13 protein-coding genes are annotated in these 14,241 nt (G+C 62.3%); 6 read left to right on the top strand and 7 right to left on the bottom strand.

The features are described 5' to 3' along the window. Window positions 1–2: 2 nt before the first annotated feature. From ACZ1HH_RS09195 to ACZ1HH_RS09180, 4 genes are all read left to right on the top strand, one after another. Complete coding sequence (locus ACZ1HH_RS09195) at window positions 3–311, top strand: TraR/DksA family transcriptional regulator (protein WP_472636466.1); 309 nt, start codon at window positions 3–5, stop codon at window positions 309–311. Window positions 312–836: 525 nt separating this feature from the next. After that, window positions 837–1,490 carry a protein-L-isoaspartate O-methyltransferase family protein gene (locus ACZ1HH_RS09190; protein ID WP_168610145.1) on the top strand — a complete coding sequence of 218 codons (654 nt, stop codon included), beginning with the start codon at window positions 837–839 and terminating at the stop codon, window positions 1,488–1,490. Between the two features lie 144 nt (window positions 1,491–1,634). Continuing rightward, the gene (locus tag ACZ1HH_RS09185) at window positions 1,635–3,056 is read left to right on the top strand and encodes a TolC family outer membrane protein (RefSeq protein ID WP_168610146.1); all 1,422 of its coding nucleotides are present in this window, start codon (window positions 1,635–1,637) and stop codon (window positions 3,054–3,056) included. A 76-nt stretch (window positions 3,057–3,132) separates the two neighbouring features. Further along, complete coding sequence (locus ACZ1HH_RS09180; RefSeq protein ID WP_472636465.1) at window positions 3,133–4,464, top strand: hypothetical protein; 1,332 nt, start codon at window positions 3,133–3,135, stop codon at window positions 4,462–4,464. A 287-nt stretch (window positions 4,465–4,751) separates the two neighbouring features. Here the strand turns inward: ACZ1HH_RS09180 and ACZ1HH_RS09175 are convergent, their stop codons facing one another. Beyond that, window positions 4,752–6,218: a cobyric acid synthase gene (locus ACZ1HH_RS09175; protein ID WP_487320250.1), complete on the bottom strand. Its 1,467-nt coding sequence runs from the start codon at window positions 6,216–6,218 to the stop codon at window positions 4,752–4,754. 200 nt (window positions 6,219–6,418) lie between these two features. Further along, window positions 6,419–6,736 (bottom strand): DUF6280 family protein, encoded by a 318-nt coding sequence (locus tag ACZ1HH_RS09170; RefSeq protein ID WP_011539313.1) that lies wholly within the window; start codon window positions 6,734–6,736, stop codon window positions 6,419–6,421. A gap of 226 nt (window positions 6,737–6,962) precedes the next feature. Here ACZ1HH_RS09170 and efp point away from each other — a divergent pair, with 226 nt between their 5' ends. Then, window positions 6,963–7,526, top strand: coding sequence for an elongation factor P (gene efp / locus ACZ1HH_RS09165; protein WP_011539312.1), 564 nt, complete (start codon window positions 6,963–6,965; stop codon window positions 7,524–7,526). A 162-nt stretch (window positions 7,527–7,688) separates the two neighbouring features. On the opposite strand, the gene ACZ1HH_RS09160 is transcribed toward efp, so the two are convergent. From ACZ1HH_RS09160 to ACZ1HH_RS09150, 3 genes are all read right to left on the bottom strand, one after another. Beyond that, the gene (locus tag ACZ1HH_RS09160; protein WP_472636464.1) at window positions 7,689–8,270 is read right to left on the bottom strand and encodes a hypothetical protein; all 582 of its coding nucleotides are present in this window, start codon (window positions 8,268–8,270) and stop codon (window positions 7,689–7,691) included. Between the two features lie 112 nt (window positions 8,271–8,382). Next, on the bottom strand, window positions 8,383–9,129 hold the full coding sequence (gene ygfZ / locus ACZ1HH_RS09155) for a CAF17-like 4Fe-4S cluster assembly/insertion protein YgfZ (protein WP_472636463.1): 747 nt from the start codon (window positions 9,127–9,129) through the stop codon (window positions 8,383–8,385). 107 nt (window positions 9,130–9,236) lie between these two features. Then, entirely contained in the window at window positions 9,237–11,081 is a 1,845-nt protein-coding gene (locus ACZ1HH_RS09150) for an ABC transporter ATP-binding protein (protein ID WP_044026835.1), read from the bottom strand. A gap of 247 nt (window positions 11,082–11,328) precedes the next feature. Here ACZ1HH_RS09150 and ACZ1HH_RS09145 point away from each other — a divergent pair, with 247 nt between their 5' ends. After that, window positions 11,329–12,543, top strand: coding sequence for a pyridoxal-phosphate-dependent aminotransferase family protein (locus ACZ1HH_RS09145; RefSeq protein WP_472636462.1), 1,215 nt, complete (start codon window positions 11,329–11,331; stop codon window positions 12,541–12,543). A 234-nt stretch (window positions 12,544–12,777) separates the two neighbouring features. Here the strand turns inward: ACZ1HH_RS09145 and ACZ1HH_RS09140 are convergent, their stop codons facing one another. Both ACZ1HH_RS09140 and ACZ1HH_RS09135 read right to left on the bottom strand, forming a co-directional pair. Continuing rightward, a complete protein-coding gene (locus ACZ1HH_RS09140; protein ID WP_168610152.1) occupies window positions 12,778–13,014 on the bottom strand; it encodes a hypothetical protein in 237 nt (78 codons plus the stop codon). A 105-nt stretch (window positions 13,015–13,119) separates the two neighbouring features. After that, window positions 13,120–14,232, bottom strand: coding sequence for a pyridoxal phosphate-dependent aminotransferase (locus ACZ1HH_RS09135; RefSeq protein ID WP_472636461.1), 1,113 nt, complete (start codon window positions 14,230–14,232; stop codon window positions 13,120–13,122). Window positions 14,233–14,241: the final 9 nt, after the last annotated feature.

The following is a 14,241-nucleotide window of genomic DNA, read 5'->3' as shown; positions in this document are numbered from 1 at the left end:
CCATGGATTTCAACGTTCAAAGAAAATGTCTCGAGACCCGGCTGAATGCGCTCTCGTCGGGGATGCTGGCGGGGCAGGGTTTGTCTGCCTTTGCGCGCGACGGCGTGACGATCGACGATGAGGTGAACCTCCTGACGCGACAGAGCAAAATGACCTCCTTGATGGGCCGCGAGGTCAAAGCGATCTTGACGGCGCTCGACCGGATGGAGGCAGGTGAATACGGCTATTGCCGCATTTGTGGTTCGGATATTTCCTCCGAGCATTTGAGTGCTCACCCGGAATCTCCTTTCTGTGAGTTCTGCTCGGCCTGAGATTTGTGGCCAGAGTGTCCGCCTGACCCCTAGAGCATCGTTGTCGAAACACCGGCGTCGACCGCGTCACGGGCATTTGTCTATGCGCTGGTTCATGCGGCGGTTATCTGGTTTGGTCTGGGTCGGGCCGGTGTGACCGGCGTTTGGATGCATTGGCTGGCGCGTTCACGCGCTGTGGTCCCGTTTTGCGATCCAGATCCTAAAGTTTGCAGTTGGCGGCAGGTCGGGCGCCAGGGTGCGCTTTCGCGGTGCGACCCAATTCAGCGCAAGGCGCGGGCGGCGCAGCAAGGGCGTTACGAGTACGGCCTGCCGTGGAGGGCTGTTGTGATGTGAGCGGCTAACTTGCCGCCAGAACGGAACGCGCCTGCCGTTGCGCAGGGCACTTCGCGCGCGATCAGGCCATGCAAACAGAAGAGTGCAGGCAACAGGTTTGCCAAACCTTTGCTATTGTCAAAAGGGGCCGTTGCCGCGCGGTTGGCGATGTGGCAAAACCCACTCGAATGCCTGAACATATGAGTTTAGCAGATGACTGATTTCTCCGACCGCCGCCGCATGATGGTAGACACCCAGATCCGTCCGGCGGATGTGACCAAATACCCGATCATCGAAGCCTTGCTGGCCATTCCGCGCGAAAAATTCGTCCCGGATTCCCAGGCCGAGGTGGCCTATGCCGATCAATCCGTACCGCTGAGCACGGGCCGCGTGGTGCCTGAGCCGCGCACGCTTGCCAAGATGCTGGACGCGCTTGATGTGCGGCAGGATGAACTGGTGCTCGATGTAGCCTGCGGCTTTGGCTATTCCACCGCCGTGGTTGCGCGTCTTGCGCAGATGGTGATCGGGGTGGAAGAAGATGAAAGCCTGGCCTCCGAGGCGCAAGAGATCCTGAGCGCCAGCAACGCCGACAATGCGATCGTGCATCAGGGTGATCTGGCCGAGGGCGCTGCCGAACATGGCCCTTATGACGTGATCATGATCGAGGGCGGCGTCGAAGAGGTGCCTGAGGCGCTTCTGGCGCAGCTCAAGGATGGTGGTCGCATCGCGGCCCTGTTCATGGACGGCGCTCTGGGCGAGGTGAAAATCGGCTACAAGAGCAATGGGCGCGTGTCCTGGCGTTTTGAATTCAATGCCGGCGCGCCGGTGCTGCCGGGCTTTGCCAAGCCGAAGGTCTTTTCGCTCTGAGGGCGGCGATCCTGTCGCGCTCGAGTCTTTCTGGCCACATCTGCAAGGCAGGCTCTTTTCAAATTGGTGTGACGTTCACATATGTGTGACGCAAACGAGATTGATAACAGGGCGCAAAGCTCTTCCGGACATCGAGGCGACAGGATGCAAAAACTATTGAAATCAAAGCGTATTAAGGCTTTTGCGACAATCGGCGTCCTCGCCACGGCCGTCTTGAGCGCCCCGCAGGCGCGTGCGGATAATGTCACCGACGCGATGATCGGCGCCTATACAAGCAGCGGCCTTCTGGAACAGAACCGAGCCCTGCTGCGTGCCGCAGACGAAGGGGTTGCGGCGACGGTTGCGCGGCTGCGTCCGGTGATTACCGCGACCCTCGCGATTGCACGCGATTACAACCGCACGGGCTTTGGGACTGGGGGCGCGCGCTCCAGCCACAGCACGGGTGCTTCCTTGCGCCTCGGCATGGAGTGGCTGCTGTTTGACAATGGTGCCACGCAGCTCGATCAGGCAGCGGCGCAGGAAACCGTCCTTGCAACCCGGCAGACCCTTCTGGACGTGGAGCAGCAGGTGCTGTTCGCGGCTGTGCAGGCCTATGTCAACGTCCTGACTCAGCAGGATATCGTTGCGCTGCGTCAGAACAACCTGCGCTTGCTGCAGGAAGAGCTGCGCGCTGCCAACGACCGTTTCGAAGTGGGCGAAGTGACCCGCACCGATGTCGCTCTGGCCGAAAGCCGGGTGGCAGAGGCACGTGCCAACCTGACCGATGCACGCGGTGCCTTGCTGACCGCACGCGCCACCTATGAAGAGGTGGTCGGGCGCGCGCCGGGGGCGGTGGCGTCCTATCCGCCGTTGCCGCGCCGCGCGGCATCACTTGCGGATGCACAGGCGCTGGCGTTGCGCAGCCATCCGAGCCTGCGTGCGCAGCAGCATTCGGTGCGGGCGGCGCAGCTTACCGCCGACAGCTCTTTGCGCGACATGGGCCCCAATGTGAAATTCACCGCCAGTGCGACTCATAGCGAGGTGCACAGCAGCGACTCCAATGCTGATAACTTTGATCTCGGCCTTTCGCTCAACCAGACCCTTTATGCGGGTGGCGCTCTGGCTGCCGCGCGCCGGGCGGATCTGGCACGCCTCGATGCAGAGCGCGGCGCTTTGATTTCGATCCAGCGCAGCATCTCCAGCAGCGCAGCAAGTGCCTATACCGCGTTTGAAACCGCCGCCGCGAGCCTTGTGTCCTCGAACCAGCGCGTCCGCGCAGCTCAGGTCGCTTTTGACGGCATCCGCGAGGAAGCCACGCTGGGATCGCGCACCACGCTTGATGTGCTTCAGGCCGAGCAGGAGCTTCTGGATGCACAAACGGCCCGTTTGTCGGCGCGTGCCAATCAGGCGCTGGCGGCTTATCAGCTGTTGCAGGCGCAGGGTTTGTTGACGGCTGAGAACCTCAATCTCGCGGTCGAGCGGTATGACCCCGAACTCTATCACAATCAGGTGCGTTCGGCGCCGGCCTTTGTCACCAAGCGTGGGCAGGATCTGGACCGCGTGCTCAAGGCTCTGAGAAAAAACTGAGTTTCTGACGTTGCTGTTGTGTGATGCGGGCAAGCTGGCTACACTTGCCCGCAAGAGGTGAGCTTGGCCCATAAATATGTCTGATCCCGTTACCCATTCAGAAATCGAGGACGTTCTGTCCTCCATCCGCCGACTGGTCCGCGAGACCGGGCGCGAGGAAACGCCGTCTGCGCAACCCAAACCTGCGTCCCGGCTGGTGCTGACGCCAGCGTTGCGGGTGCACGAGCCTGAGGCGAGCCGCGCGCCCCAAGCCTCGCAAGAGGGGCGCTCTGATACGGGATCGAATGGTGCTCAGGACAGCGCGGCGACGCGGGCCGCTGCAAGCGACGCTGTTTCAGTTTTACGCGAAAAGAGCGCCTCTGCTGAAAAAAGCCGGGTGTTGCACCGTGCCCCCGCCTACGACACAGCCCCCGCCTACGACACAGCCCCCGCCCAAGACACCGCCTCCGAAGGTTCGCAGCACGATAGAGCAGCGGCCCCGAATGAGGCGCGCCAGAGCCATGTCGCAACGCCTGAGCCGACACCCGTGGCCGCACCCGAGGAGCCGATTGCCGAAGCGCCCTTTGTGGAGGTTGATGAGGCCGGGTTGAAGGACGTGCTTGACGAGGCACCAAACGCGCCGATCCCGCTTGATGCGGTGCGTCGCGCAGAGCCGCAGTACGCTGCGCCTCAAGAGACACTTGATGAGGCTCAACCGGAGCACATGGGGGAGGTCGCGCCGCAGGTGAGCCCTGCGAGCCCTGCCGATACCGCAGCTGATGCGCCGATCGAAACACCTGTTGAGGCCCCTGCGGATGCGCCGTGGCGGGACCCCGGCGCGCGACTGTTTGACAGTCTAGAGACCGGTACGCCCTCGAAGCCCACTGTGGCGGAGAATGCGGATGCCGCACCCGCACCCGCGCCCGCGCAGCAGGACGCTGCAGAGACCACCGCCACACCTACGGTTGCAGGCGATGAGGCCGTGACTTCCCCGGGGCAGAGCTCTCGGGTGGCGGCTGTGGTGCGTCGGATTGCAGAGCTGGAAACCGCTGGGCGCGTTGAGGCCGCCGGCACGGATGAGGGCCGCAGCCGCGCGCCTGAGATCAATGAAGATGACATCGAGGCGGTGCCCCACAGTGGCCCTACCGTCGAGACGATCCAGTGGGAAGACCATCAGGACACTGCGCCTGAGCCTGCATCCTTTGCCGAGTCCGCACAGGACATGACGCAGGATGCGCTCACCGAGGCGACCATGAACCGTCTTGCTGCCAGCGAGGAATTCATGGACGAAGAAGGCCTGCGCGAGCTGGTGACCTCTATCGTGCGTGAGGAATTGCAGGGGGCGCTCGGCGAGCGGATCACTCGCAATGTGCGCAAATTGGTGCGCCGCGAAATCCAGCGCGCCCTGTCGACACAAGAGCTGTTGTAAGCGAAGTCTCACACCCCGAGCGTCGATCTGCACCTTATGATCTGGAACGGGTGATCTGGGCCGTGTGGTTTACACCGTGTGACTTAGCGCGGGTCACTTGGGCCGATCGTATGTATTGCTGACACGACCTGTGCTGCGGCTGAGTGGGGTCTCGGTCTTTTTGCCTTGGCTTGTGACTGTCGCGCCCTTCGCCAGTATCCTTCACACCTCATCCTTCACCCGTCCGGCTTGTTTTTCACAACCCGTCGTTTGGTTAGACCGTACGGGCGTCAGTCGCTCTGGGCATCTCAGGATTCAGGCACAGGAATGGGTTCGGCCAGATCCAGCAGGCCATCCACATCCATATATTGTTCAAGATGGGCTGCAAGCTCATCAAGCGTCGCCTCGACCCCGGCGTCATAGTCCAGATCGGACTGGTGTCCGAGGTCGGCGAGGAACTGAGCCCGAAACGCATCCGATGTAAAAAGCCCGTGCAGGTAGGAGCCGCGCACTCGCCCATCGGCAGAGGTTGCCCCCTCCGCGCGGCCTTCGAGCGTGAGCCAGGCCCGCGCGCAATCCGGCCCCGTGGTACGGCCCATGTGGATCTCATAGCCAGAGACAGGCAGATCGCCCTCGAGTGTGCGCGCCGCGCTCAGGGTGACGCGCTTGTCTCCGGCCATGACGGTGTGGACATCCAAGAGGCCTAGCCCCGCGACTTTGCCGGGATGGCCATCGACACCTTCGGGATCGTCGATACTCTGGCCGAGCATCTGATAGCCGCCACAAAGCCCGAGCACATGTCCGCCGCGCCGGTGATGGGCGAGGATGTCAATGTCCCAGCCCTGCGCGCGCAGATAGGCCAGATCGCCGATAGTGGATTTGGAGCCGGGGATCAGCACCAGATCCGCATCACCGGGTAGGGCGCGCCCGGGGGGCACGATCTCGACCGTCACCGCAGGTTCTGCTGCAAGCGGGTCGAGGTCGTCGAAATTCGCCATGCGTTCAAGCTGCGGCACCACCACCTTGCAAGCGCCGCCCTTGTGGGAGGCGATGTCCATCATATCCTCGGCCGGTAGTTTCCACGCATCCCAGAACCATGGCACCACCCCCAGCGAAGGCCAGCCCGTCCAGCGCGCAATGTCATCCCGCCCGCCATCAAAAAGGCTAAGGTCGCCCCGGAAGCGGTTGACGGCGAAGGCTTTGATCCGCGCGCGGTCGCTTGGCTCCAGCACCGTATGGGTGCCAACGATCTGCGCGATCACCCCGCCCCGATGGATGTCACCCACCAGTACCACCGGTACGCCTGCGGCTTCGGCAAAGCCCATATTGGCGATGTCGCCCTTGCGCAGATTGGTTTCTGCCGGAGAGCCTGCGCCCTCAATGAGGATAATGTCATGCTGGGCGGCGAGGCGGTGAAAGCTCTCCAGTGTGGCCTCCAGAAGGCCCGCCTTGTCGCGCATAAACGACCCCGCCGCGCGGGTGCCGCGCCGCTTGCCCTGCACGATGACCTGCGCGCCGGTATCGGTTTCGGGCTTCAGGAGCACCGGGTTCATATCCGTATGCGGCGCAAGCCCCGCCGCGCGTGCCTGCAGGGCCTGGGCGCGGCCGATCTCCCCCCCATCCGAGGTGACGGCGGCGTTGTTGGACATGTTCTGCGGTTTGAAGGGCGCCACCGAGAGGCCGCGTTTGCGCAAGGCCCGTGCGAGCCCTGCCACCAGCATGGATTTTCCGACATTGCTGCCGGTGCCTTGGATCATGAGGGCCTTTGGGGTCATTGCTGGTCTCGTTTGCTGAGGTGTCTCGCGCAGGGTTGCAACGCCGCTGGCCAAAGGTCAATCGCGCAAGCGTCGCCCAAGGAGACCAAAGCGGCCATCAGCAGGGTCGGGCCGGGGCGTATAAAAAAGGAAGGGCTCAAAAAGAAAAACGCGCCCCCCAGGACGCGCTTTTCTCTAAAGCTTGGCAGCTGATTTTGCGTTCAGGCCGCTTCGGCCTGCGCCGCATTACGACGTTCACTTTCTTCGCGCGACAGCGCGACAGAGGTCCGTACACCACGACCAACGAATTCCATCAGGCCTTCGACCACACGTTCATTGGGGTCGATGCCTGCGCAGGTCAAAACTTCGCGCCCATCGCGCGAACGTGCCCAGCGGGCGATCTGCTCGGGGCCGTTGCCGTATTTCTTGTCGTCGGCAATGGCATCATCCAGTGCAGCCAGTACAACCGCCGCAAACAGTTTGCGTGCTCGGTTGCCCTGTTCGTTGTTGTATGCGGTGCCGTCAACGAAATCTCGCATCTCGTTTCCTTTGTTGTTCTTGCTATTGCATTTTCGGCGTGACGCTCCTTATGGCGGAATTGTGACGATTCGGGTAGCCCAAAGATGCATATCTTTTATGCATCTTGTGCATGCCTATTTCGCGGTCACTTCTCCTCGGGACACGATATATCGTCGTCTTGTCAGCCTTCCACCCGCCGGATATAGGGGTGATTAAGCTGTCATCAACCACCTGAAAGAGTTTTCCATGCCCAAGATCAACGGCAATGAAATCCGCCCCGGCAATGTTCTGGAGCACAACGGCGGCCTCTGGGCTGCGGTCAAGGTCGATCACGTGAAGCCGGGCAAGGGCGGCGCCTTTGCTCAGGTTGAAATGAAAAACCTGCGCAACGGCTCCAAGCTCAACGAACGCTTCCGCTCTGCCGATAAGGTCGAGCGCGTGCGCCTCGAGCAAAAGGATCAGCAGTTCCTCTATGAAACAGACGGGATGCTGGTGTTCATGGACACCGAAACCTACGAGCAGATCGAACTGCCCGCGGACCTTCTGGGCGACCGCCGCCCGTTCCTGCAGGATGGCATGACCATCGTGGTCGAATTCTACGAGTCCGAGGCGCTGAACGCGACCGTGCCGCAGAAAGTGACCTGCAAGATCGTCGAGACCGAGCCGGTGGTCAAAGGCCAGACGGCTGCGAACTCCTTCAAGCCTGCGATCCTCGACAATGGCGTCAAGGTCATGGTGCCGCCCTTCGTGGGGCAGGACGAGATGATCATCGTCAACACCGAGACCATGGAATACTCCGAGCGCGCCTGATCCGCGCCGGTTCAGACCTGACAAAGCCCCGCTCCATAGATGGCGCGGGGCTTTTTTCATGCGCAGGCTTCGGGGGATCGCGCCGCGCAGCGGCGCCCGGCCCAACGGGAGGGATGGCATGTTCATGCCGTCCCGACGGGCGGGAGCGTTCCCCTTATCGCACTATTGCGGGATCTCGAGAGAATGGCCGCAGCTGTCCATCATCTTGCCATAGGCCGCAGTAAAGCCTCGCATCGAGGCAACATAAGCCTCTGTGCTGGCGCGATAGGCGTCGAGTGCGCGCACCTCCATAAGAGAACCCGCCTTCATCCACAGGAGCATGTTCTTTGCATCCTGCCAACGCGGTGAGGCCGCACTCCAGGCGATGCCATCTTCGTCATATCCGCCCTCGGCGACGCCAAAGAACACACCTTGCCGGTCAAAGACAAAGGCAACACCCTGCGCATTGCCAATGAGGGGGCGATGGCCGCGTGGAACGCTGGAAAAATAGGTCGGGGTGGGAAAGTGATGCGGCGGGCCGGCGTCCCCATCGGTGATTTCGAGCCGGATGCTCGGCATTCCATCGCCGCCCGTCATCGCAAGGCAGGTGCGGCGCAGATCCTCGCCTGTATCGACGTCGGTAATGAACACGCGCCAGTCGCCGTATTCCCAATACTCTTGTGCCGAGGCGACAGAAGTCGCCCCAACCAGCCCCGCCCCAACCAGTATGGTGGTCAATATCGCCTTGGAGAATAAGCGCCGCATTCTGTCCCTCTCTGTGATCCGCGCAGGCGTGCGCTTCTGGGCGCGACGGTCTTGCGGGTTCTATTTTATAGTCGATCCCGCGAAGGTAGAGCGCAAGGGTTAAGCAATTGCCTCAGTCGGCGGGCGCCTCGGGCCAGCGCAGCGCGGTGCCTTCGGCCTCGAGCGCGCCCTTTGCGCGATCAAAGCGCAGGTAGGCGATCGCCTTTCCGCCCGATTGCGTAAAAACCTGACCCACGGCTTTGCCGCCAGCGGTGATCTGTGCGCCCACCGGGACGGTGCCGTCGATCTCCACCTGTGTCAGGCCTTTGCGCAACTCGGTCTTGTGCTTCATGCGGGCGGTGACCTCTTGGCCGACATAGCATCCCTTGCGAAAATCGACGCCGTTCAGCCGCTCAAACCCCACCTCGAGGAGATAGCTGTCGGGCTTGAGTTCGATGCCGGTTTCGGGGATCACATGCGTCACCCGGATCGCGTCCCAGTCGCTGCCATCGTCAAACGCCTCTTGGTCATACTGGCGCCATCCAAGCGCAGGATGGCGGGGGTCGGGCAGGGCCCCCTCGGGGGCGTCCCCGGTGCCGCGGCGCAGCTTGAGGTTGGTCTCCTCAAGGGTCACATTGGCGCGCAGCTTATACATCTTGAGCCGCTTCACGAGATCATCCGCCAGCGCCTCTGCCACATCAAGGAGAACTGCGTCCCCATCCGGTGCAAGGAAGAAATCCGCAAGATATTTGCCCTGGGGCGTCAGGATGGCCGCATAGACAAGACCGTCCTGTACCTTGTTGACATCATTGCTGACCAAGCCCTGCAAGAAACTGCGGGTGTCTGGGCCCTCAAGGCGCAGGATGCGGCGGTCGGCCATGGATGTCTCCCTTCAAGACTGGATGTGTGAGGCCAGAAGATGCCCCTCTGCGCAGCGGAATTCAAGCCGGGGAGATGCAGACCCGGTCGCCCCCGATCCTGCCCGGCTCAGCCAAAGAGGCGGCGGGCAAAGCGGCGTAGAAGGCCGGTTTCCTCGCGTGCGTTGCGATTGTCGTTCTGCGCGATCTGGGCGTTCATCCCATCGGTGTCGATCACGGTTTTGCCGTCCTGGAACTGCAAACGATAGAGATCTGCATAGATCCCGCCGCGCTCCAACAGCTCCTCATGGCGGCCCTGATCCATCACGCGGCCGCGCTCCATCACCACGATCTTGTCCGCCGAGCGGATGGTCGAAAGACGGTGCGCGATCACGATTGTTGTGCGCCCACCAGAGAGTTTCTCGAGCGCCTTTTGCACCACTTTTTCAGATTGCGCATCCAGCGCCGAGGTGGCCTCGTCCAACAGCAGGAGCGGCGTGTCCCGCAAGAGCGCGCGGGCGATCACCACGCGTTGGCGCTGCCCCCCCGACAGCGCTGAGCCGCGCGGCCCAACGCGGGTCTCGAGCCCTTCGGGCAACTTGTGCAGAAAGTCCGACACATGGGCGGCATCCAGAACCTCTGCGAGGCGCTCTTCGCTCACATCCGTGCGCCCCAGAAGGATGTTCTCGCGCAGCGTCTCGTCAAACAGCAGCGCGTCCTGGGTGACCACGGAAAAGAGATCCCTGAGATCGCCCAGATCAAGATCACGCACCTCAGTGCCATCCAGGGTCACAGAGCCGGTCTGGGGATCAACAAGCCGGGTCAGGATGTTGAAAATGGTGGATTTCCCGGCACCGGAGGCGCCCACCAGCGCGGTGGTCTTGCCGGCTTCGGCCACCAGTGACAGATCGCGCAGGATATGCGCCTCGCCATAATAGAGGTTCACGTTATCAAGACGGATTTCGGGCAGCCCCTTGGGGGCGGGCTTGGGGTGTTCCGGGGACACGAGCGTGATGGGTTCATCCATCAGCTCCTTGATCCGCTCCATCGCGGCGGCGGCGCCCTGCCAGATGCCCATGATGGCGGCGAGGCGGCGCATCGGGTCAAAGGCGAGGCCGATGGCGGTGAAGAAGCTCATGAATTCGCCGACGGTCTTGTCGCCGTCGATGATTTCGCGCCCGCCAAAGAGGATCACGCACATGACCCCGAAACCAGCCATCAGATCCACCATCCCCGTGGTCGAGGAGGCGCCGAGGGCCGCCTTGATCTGCGCCCGGACAAAGGCCGCAGTTGCCGAGCGGTAACGCCCGCTCTGGTAGTCCTCAAGCCGGTTGAGCTTGATCGGGACGATACCGTGGAAGACCTCGTCGAGACGGGTCGCCTGCACTGCGCCAAGGTCGCGAGCAAGGCTGGCTTTCTTGCGCACATAGCGCTGCACGATCGAGAGCGGCAACACCAGAAGCGGCACGCCGATCAGCATGATCAGGGTCCAGCGCCAGTCGACGCTTATAGCGACAGTCAGCACTGCAACAAGCTGCGCCACATCGCGTCCCGAGCCGGTGATGATCGCCTGCCAGACCTGGTTGATCGCCGCGACGTCAGTCTGCACGCGCTGGATCAAGAAGCCGGGCGGGTGATGCTGGTGAAAGCTCGCGTCCTGATGGATCAGCCGTTCGAGCATATCCGTGCGCATATGCGCCTCGGACCGCTGGTTGATCGTGGCGAGGATCACCCGCTGCGTCACCGAACTGAAGCCGCGCAGCACGAAGATGGCAAAAAACGCAACGCTCACCCAGATGAGGGCGTTTTCGCTGCCGTCCACAAACACGAGGTCAAACATCGGCTGCATCATGTAGCTGAGCCCGCCCACGGAGGCGCCCTCGAGCAGCATGAAGAAGACAGCAATCGCCAATAGTCCGACGTGGTGCCGCAGGTAGCCGCGCCAGAGCCAGCGCAACAATTTGCGCGATGACATGTATTGCGTACTCATTGGGCCGTCCCTGTCTGTCGATCTGCGGTCTTTGTCGGCACGCTGTGCGACAAGTTTCGACATTTAAGCAGCTTAGCGACAGCACGCAAGCGGTGCGGGCGGCATGTAAATGACGGACGCATCGGCAATTGACCTTGTCGGATGCTACGCTAGGCTGCGCGCAATTGAAAACTGTGTCGGGCCGAGATGGACCCATTAGGGACGGCCGGGGCACTCAGCAGGACAATTCCACATGCGCGATTCCGTGAAACTCTCCTCTGGTCGGTCTTATCTGGCGATTCCCGGGCCTTCGGTGATGCCTGATCAGGTGTTGCAGGCCATGCACCGCGCCTCGCCCAATATCTACGCGGGCGAACTGGTGGAGATGACCGATACGCTGCCCGCGGATCTGCGCCGCGTTGCACGCACGCAGCATCATGTTGCGATCTACATCGCCAACGGTCACGGCGCCTGGGAGGCGGCGTTGTCCAACACTTTGCAAGAGGGCGACAAGGTCCTGGTGCCCGCATCCGGACGGTTCGCCTATGGCTGGAGCGAAATGGCCGAAGCCCTCGGGATCAACGTCGAGGTGATGGATTTTGGCCTGCAAGCGCCCTTTGATCTTGCGCGGGTGGCCGAGCGTCTGGCGGCGGACAAGGCGTATGAGATCAAGGCGGTTTTGGGCGTTCACACGGATACCTCGACGTCGATCCGGAATGATATCAATGGGTTGCGCGCCGCCATGGATGAGGTGGGCCATCCGGCGCTGTTGATGGCGGATTGCATTGCGTCCCTGGGCTGTGACCGGTTCGAGATGGATGCCTGGGGCGTCGATGTGATGGTGACGGGCTGTCAGAAAGGGCTGATGGTGCCGGCGGGGATGTCGTTTGTGTTCTTCAACGACAAGGCGGCAGAGGCGCGCGCGCGCCTGCCGCGGATCAGCCGCTACTGGGACTGGGTGCCGCGGGCCAACCCGGAGTATTTCTACCAGTTCTTTGGCGGCACCGCCCCGACGCATCATCTCTATGGTTTGCGGGCGGCGCTGGATCTGATCCATGCCGAAGGCATCGAGCAGATCTGGACCCGCCATGAGACTCTGGCCCGCGCGATCTGGGCCGCCTGTGACCGCTGGAGCGAAGGCGGGGCGCTGGCGATGAACGTTGCCGATCCAGCGTTGCGCTCCCACGCGGTGACCGCGCTGCGCTTGCCGTCGCCCCGCGCCACGGATCTGCGGGTCTGGCTGGAGGAAAACCTTGGCCTCACGCTCGGCATCGGTCTTGGCATGGCGCCGCCGGACAGCGCAGAGTGGCACGGGTTCTTCCGGCTGGGCCATATGGGGCACGTCAATGGCCACATGATCATGGGGCTTTTGGGAGGGATCGAGACCGGGCTTCGGGCGCTCGACATTCCGCATGGCGCAGGCGCGCTGGAGTCGGCGGCAAAGGTGCTGGCAGGCGCGCCGTCCTGAGATCGCGACAGGCGCATTCCGGACCGCATTCGGGAAAGCGTGGGTTTTGATCCCGGTTTTGATCCGGGTTGGAGAGCCGGTTGGAAAATGCGGGGTAGAAAATGCGGAGTGGACGGGTTCAGGCCCGCCTGCCACCAAAAGGTTGCCAAAGCACTCTGGGCTGGTGTTTCAGCCGGACACAAAAGCCCAGGAGCGGCTGATGTGGGCGCAGAGGGAGGAGCGCGAGGAAGGGCCTCAGACGCGCCTGTCCAATGTGCGGCCCTGACCTTCGCCTGCGCGTTGCTCGGCGCGGATCATGCGCACCTCAAGGCGGTTGATCATATGATTCATTGTCACTGCCAGCAGCAAGACCGGGACCATGCCAAACAACAGCCAGAGTGCAAAGAAGATCCACAATAGGTTCACGGCCAGAAAACTGAGTGTGGCAGACAGGAACTCGGTGTTGTCATGGTTCAGGTTGTGGCGCTTCATTCTTACCCCTCCAGGCAGGCAATGTTGAAACAGCCTAGCCTGAAAGGGGTAAACCGGCGGTAAAACAGGGTCTCTTTTGGCAGGATTTACCGTTTGCCTTGCGCTTTAGGCGCCGTTCTGCGCGTCTTTGAGGGCCAGCGGCAGGGCCTCGGCAAAGGCGCGGCGCTCTTCTTCGGGGCCACAGCTGACGCGGATGCAGCGGTTTTGCGGGGCTGCAAATGGCATGCGGACAAAGATGTCCCGCGCCACCAGCGCCTCCAAGACCGCCTTGGCAAAGGCGCCATCGCGACCGCAGTCTATGGCGACGAAGTTGGTCGCGGAAGGCAGCGGTGTGAGGCCGTTTTCGCGAGCGATGCGCGAGATCTCTTCGCGTGCGGTGGCGATCTCGGCCTGCACATGAGCCAGCCATGCCTGATCCTTGATGGCCTCTGTTGCGCCGATCTGTGCGCAGCGGTTCATGCCAAAGTGATTGCGGACCTTGTGAAAGGCGGAGATGACTTCAACCGCCCCCATGGCATAGCCGACGCGTGCCCCCGCCATGCCATAGGCCTTGGAGAGGGTGCGCATGCGGACCACGCGCGGGTCGGTCACATCGACCGGGGCGGCGGTGCCTTCGGGCGCGCATTCCACATAGGCCTCATCCAGCACCAAGAGGCTGCCTTTGGGCAGGTCGTCGAGTGCGGCGACAATATCTGCACCGCGATGCCAACTGCCCATCGGATTATCAGGATTGGCGAGATAGACCAGCTTTGCGCCCACCTCATGTGCCTTGGCCATCAGGGCTTTGATGTCTTCGTGGTCGTCCTTGTAGGGCACAGTGTGAAGGTCGCCGCCAAAACCGGCCACATGATAGTTGAAGGTCGGATAGGCCCCCAGCGATGTCACCACGGCATCGCCGGTGCCGACATAAAGCCGCACCAGATTGCCCAGGAGGCCGTCGATGCCCTCGCCAACCATGATATGTTCGGGGGCAATGTCATGCAACGCCGAGAGGGCCGCGCGCAGCTCGTAGCTCTCTGCATCGCCGTATTTCCAGATCTCTGCCGCTGAGGCCTGCATGGCGGCAATCGCCTTGGGGGAGACGCCAAAGAGGTTCTCATTTGCACCGAGCCGCGCCACAAAAGGCGCGCCGCGCTGGCGTTCGTGGGTCTCGGGGCCAACAAAGGGCACCGAAGCGGGCAGGGATTGGGCGAGCGGGGTTTGGCGGCTGTCTGTCATGGCCCAAGA

This window comes from Epibacterium sp. HA2-3, from assembly GCF_055693725.2.
The sequence above is the reverse complement of the archived record's forward strand: the minus strand, read 5'-3'. Positions and strand labels throughout refer to the sequence as shown.

Coding starts and splice junctions, on each gene's coding strand:
- ACZ1HH_RS09135 (WP_472636461.1), bottom strand. CDS start 14,232: ATGACAGACAGCCGCCAAACCCCGCTCGCCCAATCCCTGCCCGCTTCG.
- ACZ1HH_RS09185 (WP_168610146.1), top strand. CDS start 1,635: ATGCAAAAACTATTGAAATCAAAGCGTATTAAGGCTTTTGCGACAATC.
- ACZ1HH_RS09150 (WP_044026835.1), bottom strand. CDS start 11,081: ATGTCATCGCGCAAATTGTTGCGCTGGCTCTGGCGCGGCTACCTGCGG.
- ACZ1HH_RS09180 (WP_472636465.1), top strand. CDS start 3,133: ATGTCTGATCCCGTTACCCATTCAGAAATCGAGGACGTTCTGTCCTCC.
- ACZ1HH_RS09195 (WP_472636466.1), top strand. CDS start 3: ATGGATTTCAACGTTCAAAGAAAATGTCTCGAGACCCGGCTGAATGCG.
- ACZ1HH_RS09175 (WP_487320250.1), bottom strand. CDS start 6,218: ATGACCCCAAAGGCCCTCATGATCCAAGGCACCGGCAGCAATGTCGGA.
- ACZ1HH_RS09160 (WP_472636464.1), bottom strand. CDS start 8,270: ATGCGGCGCTTATTCTCCAAGGCGATATTGACCACCATACTGGTTGGG.
- ACZ1HH_RS09190 (WP_168610145.1), top strand. CDS start 837: ATGACTGATTTCTCCGACCGCCGCCGCATGATGGTAGACACCCAGATC.
- ACZ1HH_RS09145 (WP_472636462.1), top strand. CDS start 11,329: ATGCGCGATTCCGTGAAACTCTCCTCTGGTCGGTCTTATCTGGCGATT.
- ACZ1HH_RS09140 (WP_168610152.1), bottom strand. CDS start 13,014: ATGAAGCGCCACAACCTGAACCATGACAACACCGAGTTCCTGTCTGCC.
- efp (WP_011539312.1), top strand. CDS start 6,963: ATGCCCAAGATCAACGGCAATGAAATCCGCCCCGGCAATGTTCTGGAG.
- ACZ1HH_RS09170 (WP_011539313.1), bottom strand. CDS start 6,736: ATGCGAGATTTCGTTGACGGCACCGCATACAACAACGAACAGGGCAAC.
- ygfZ (WP_472636463.1), bottom strand. CDS start 9,129: ATGGCCGACCGCCGCATCCTGCGCCTTGAGGGCCCAGACACCCGCAGT.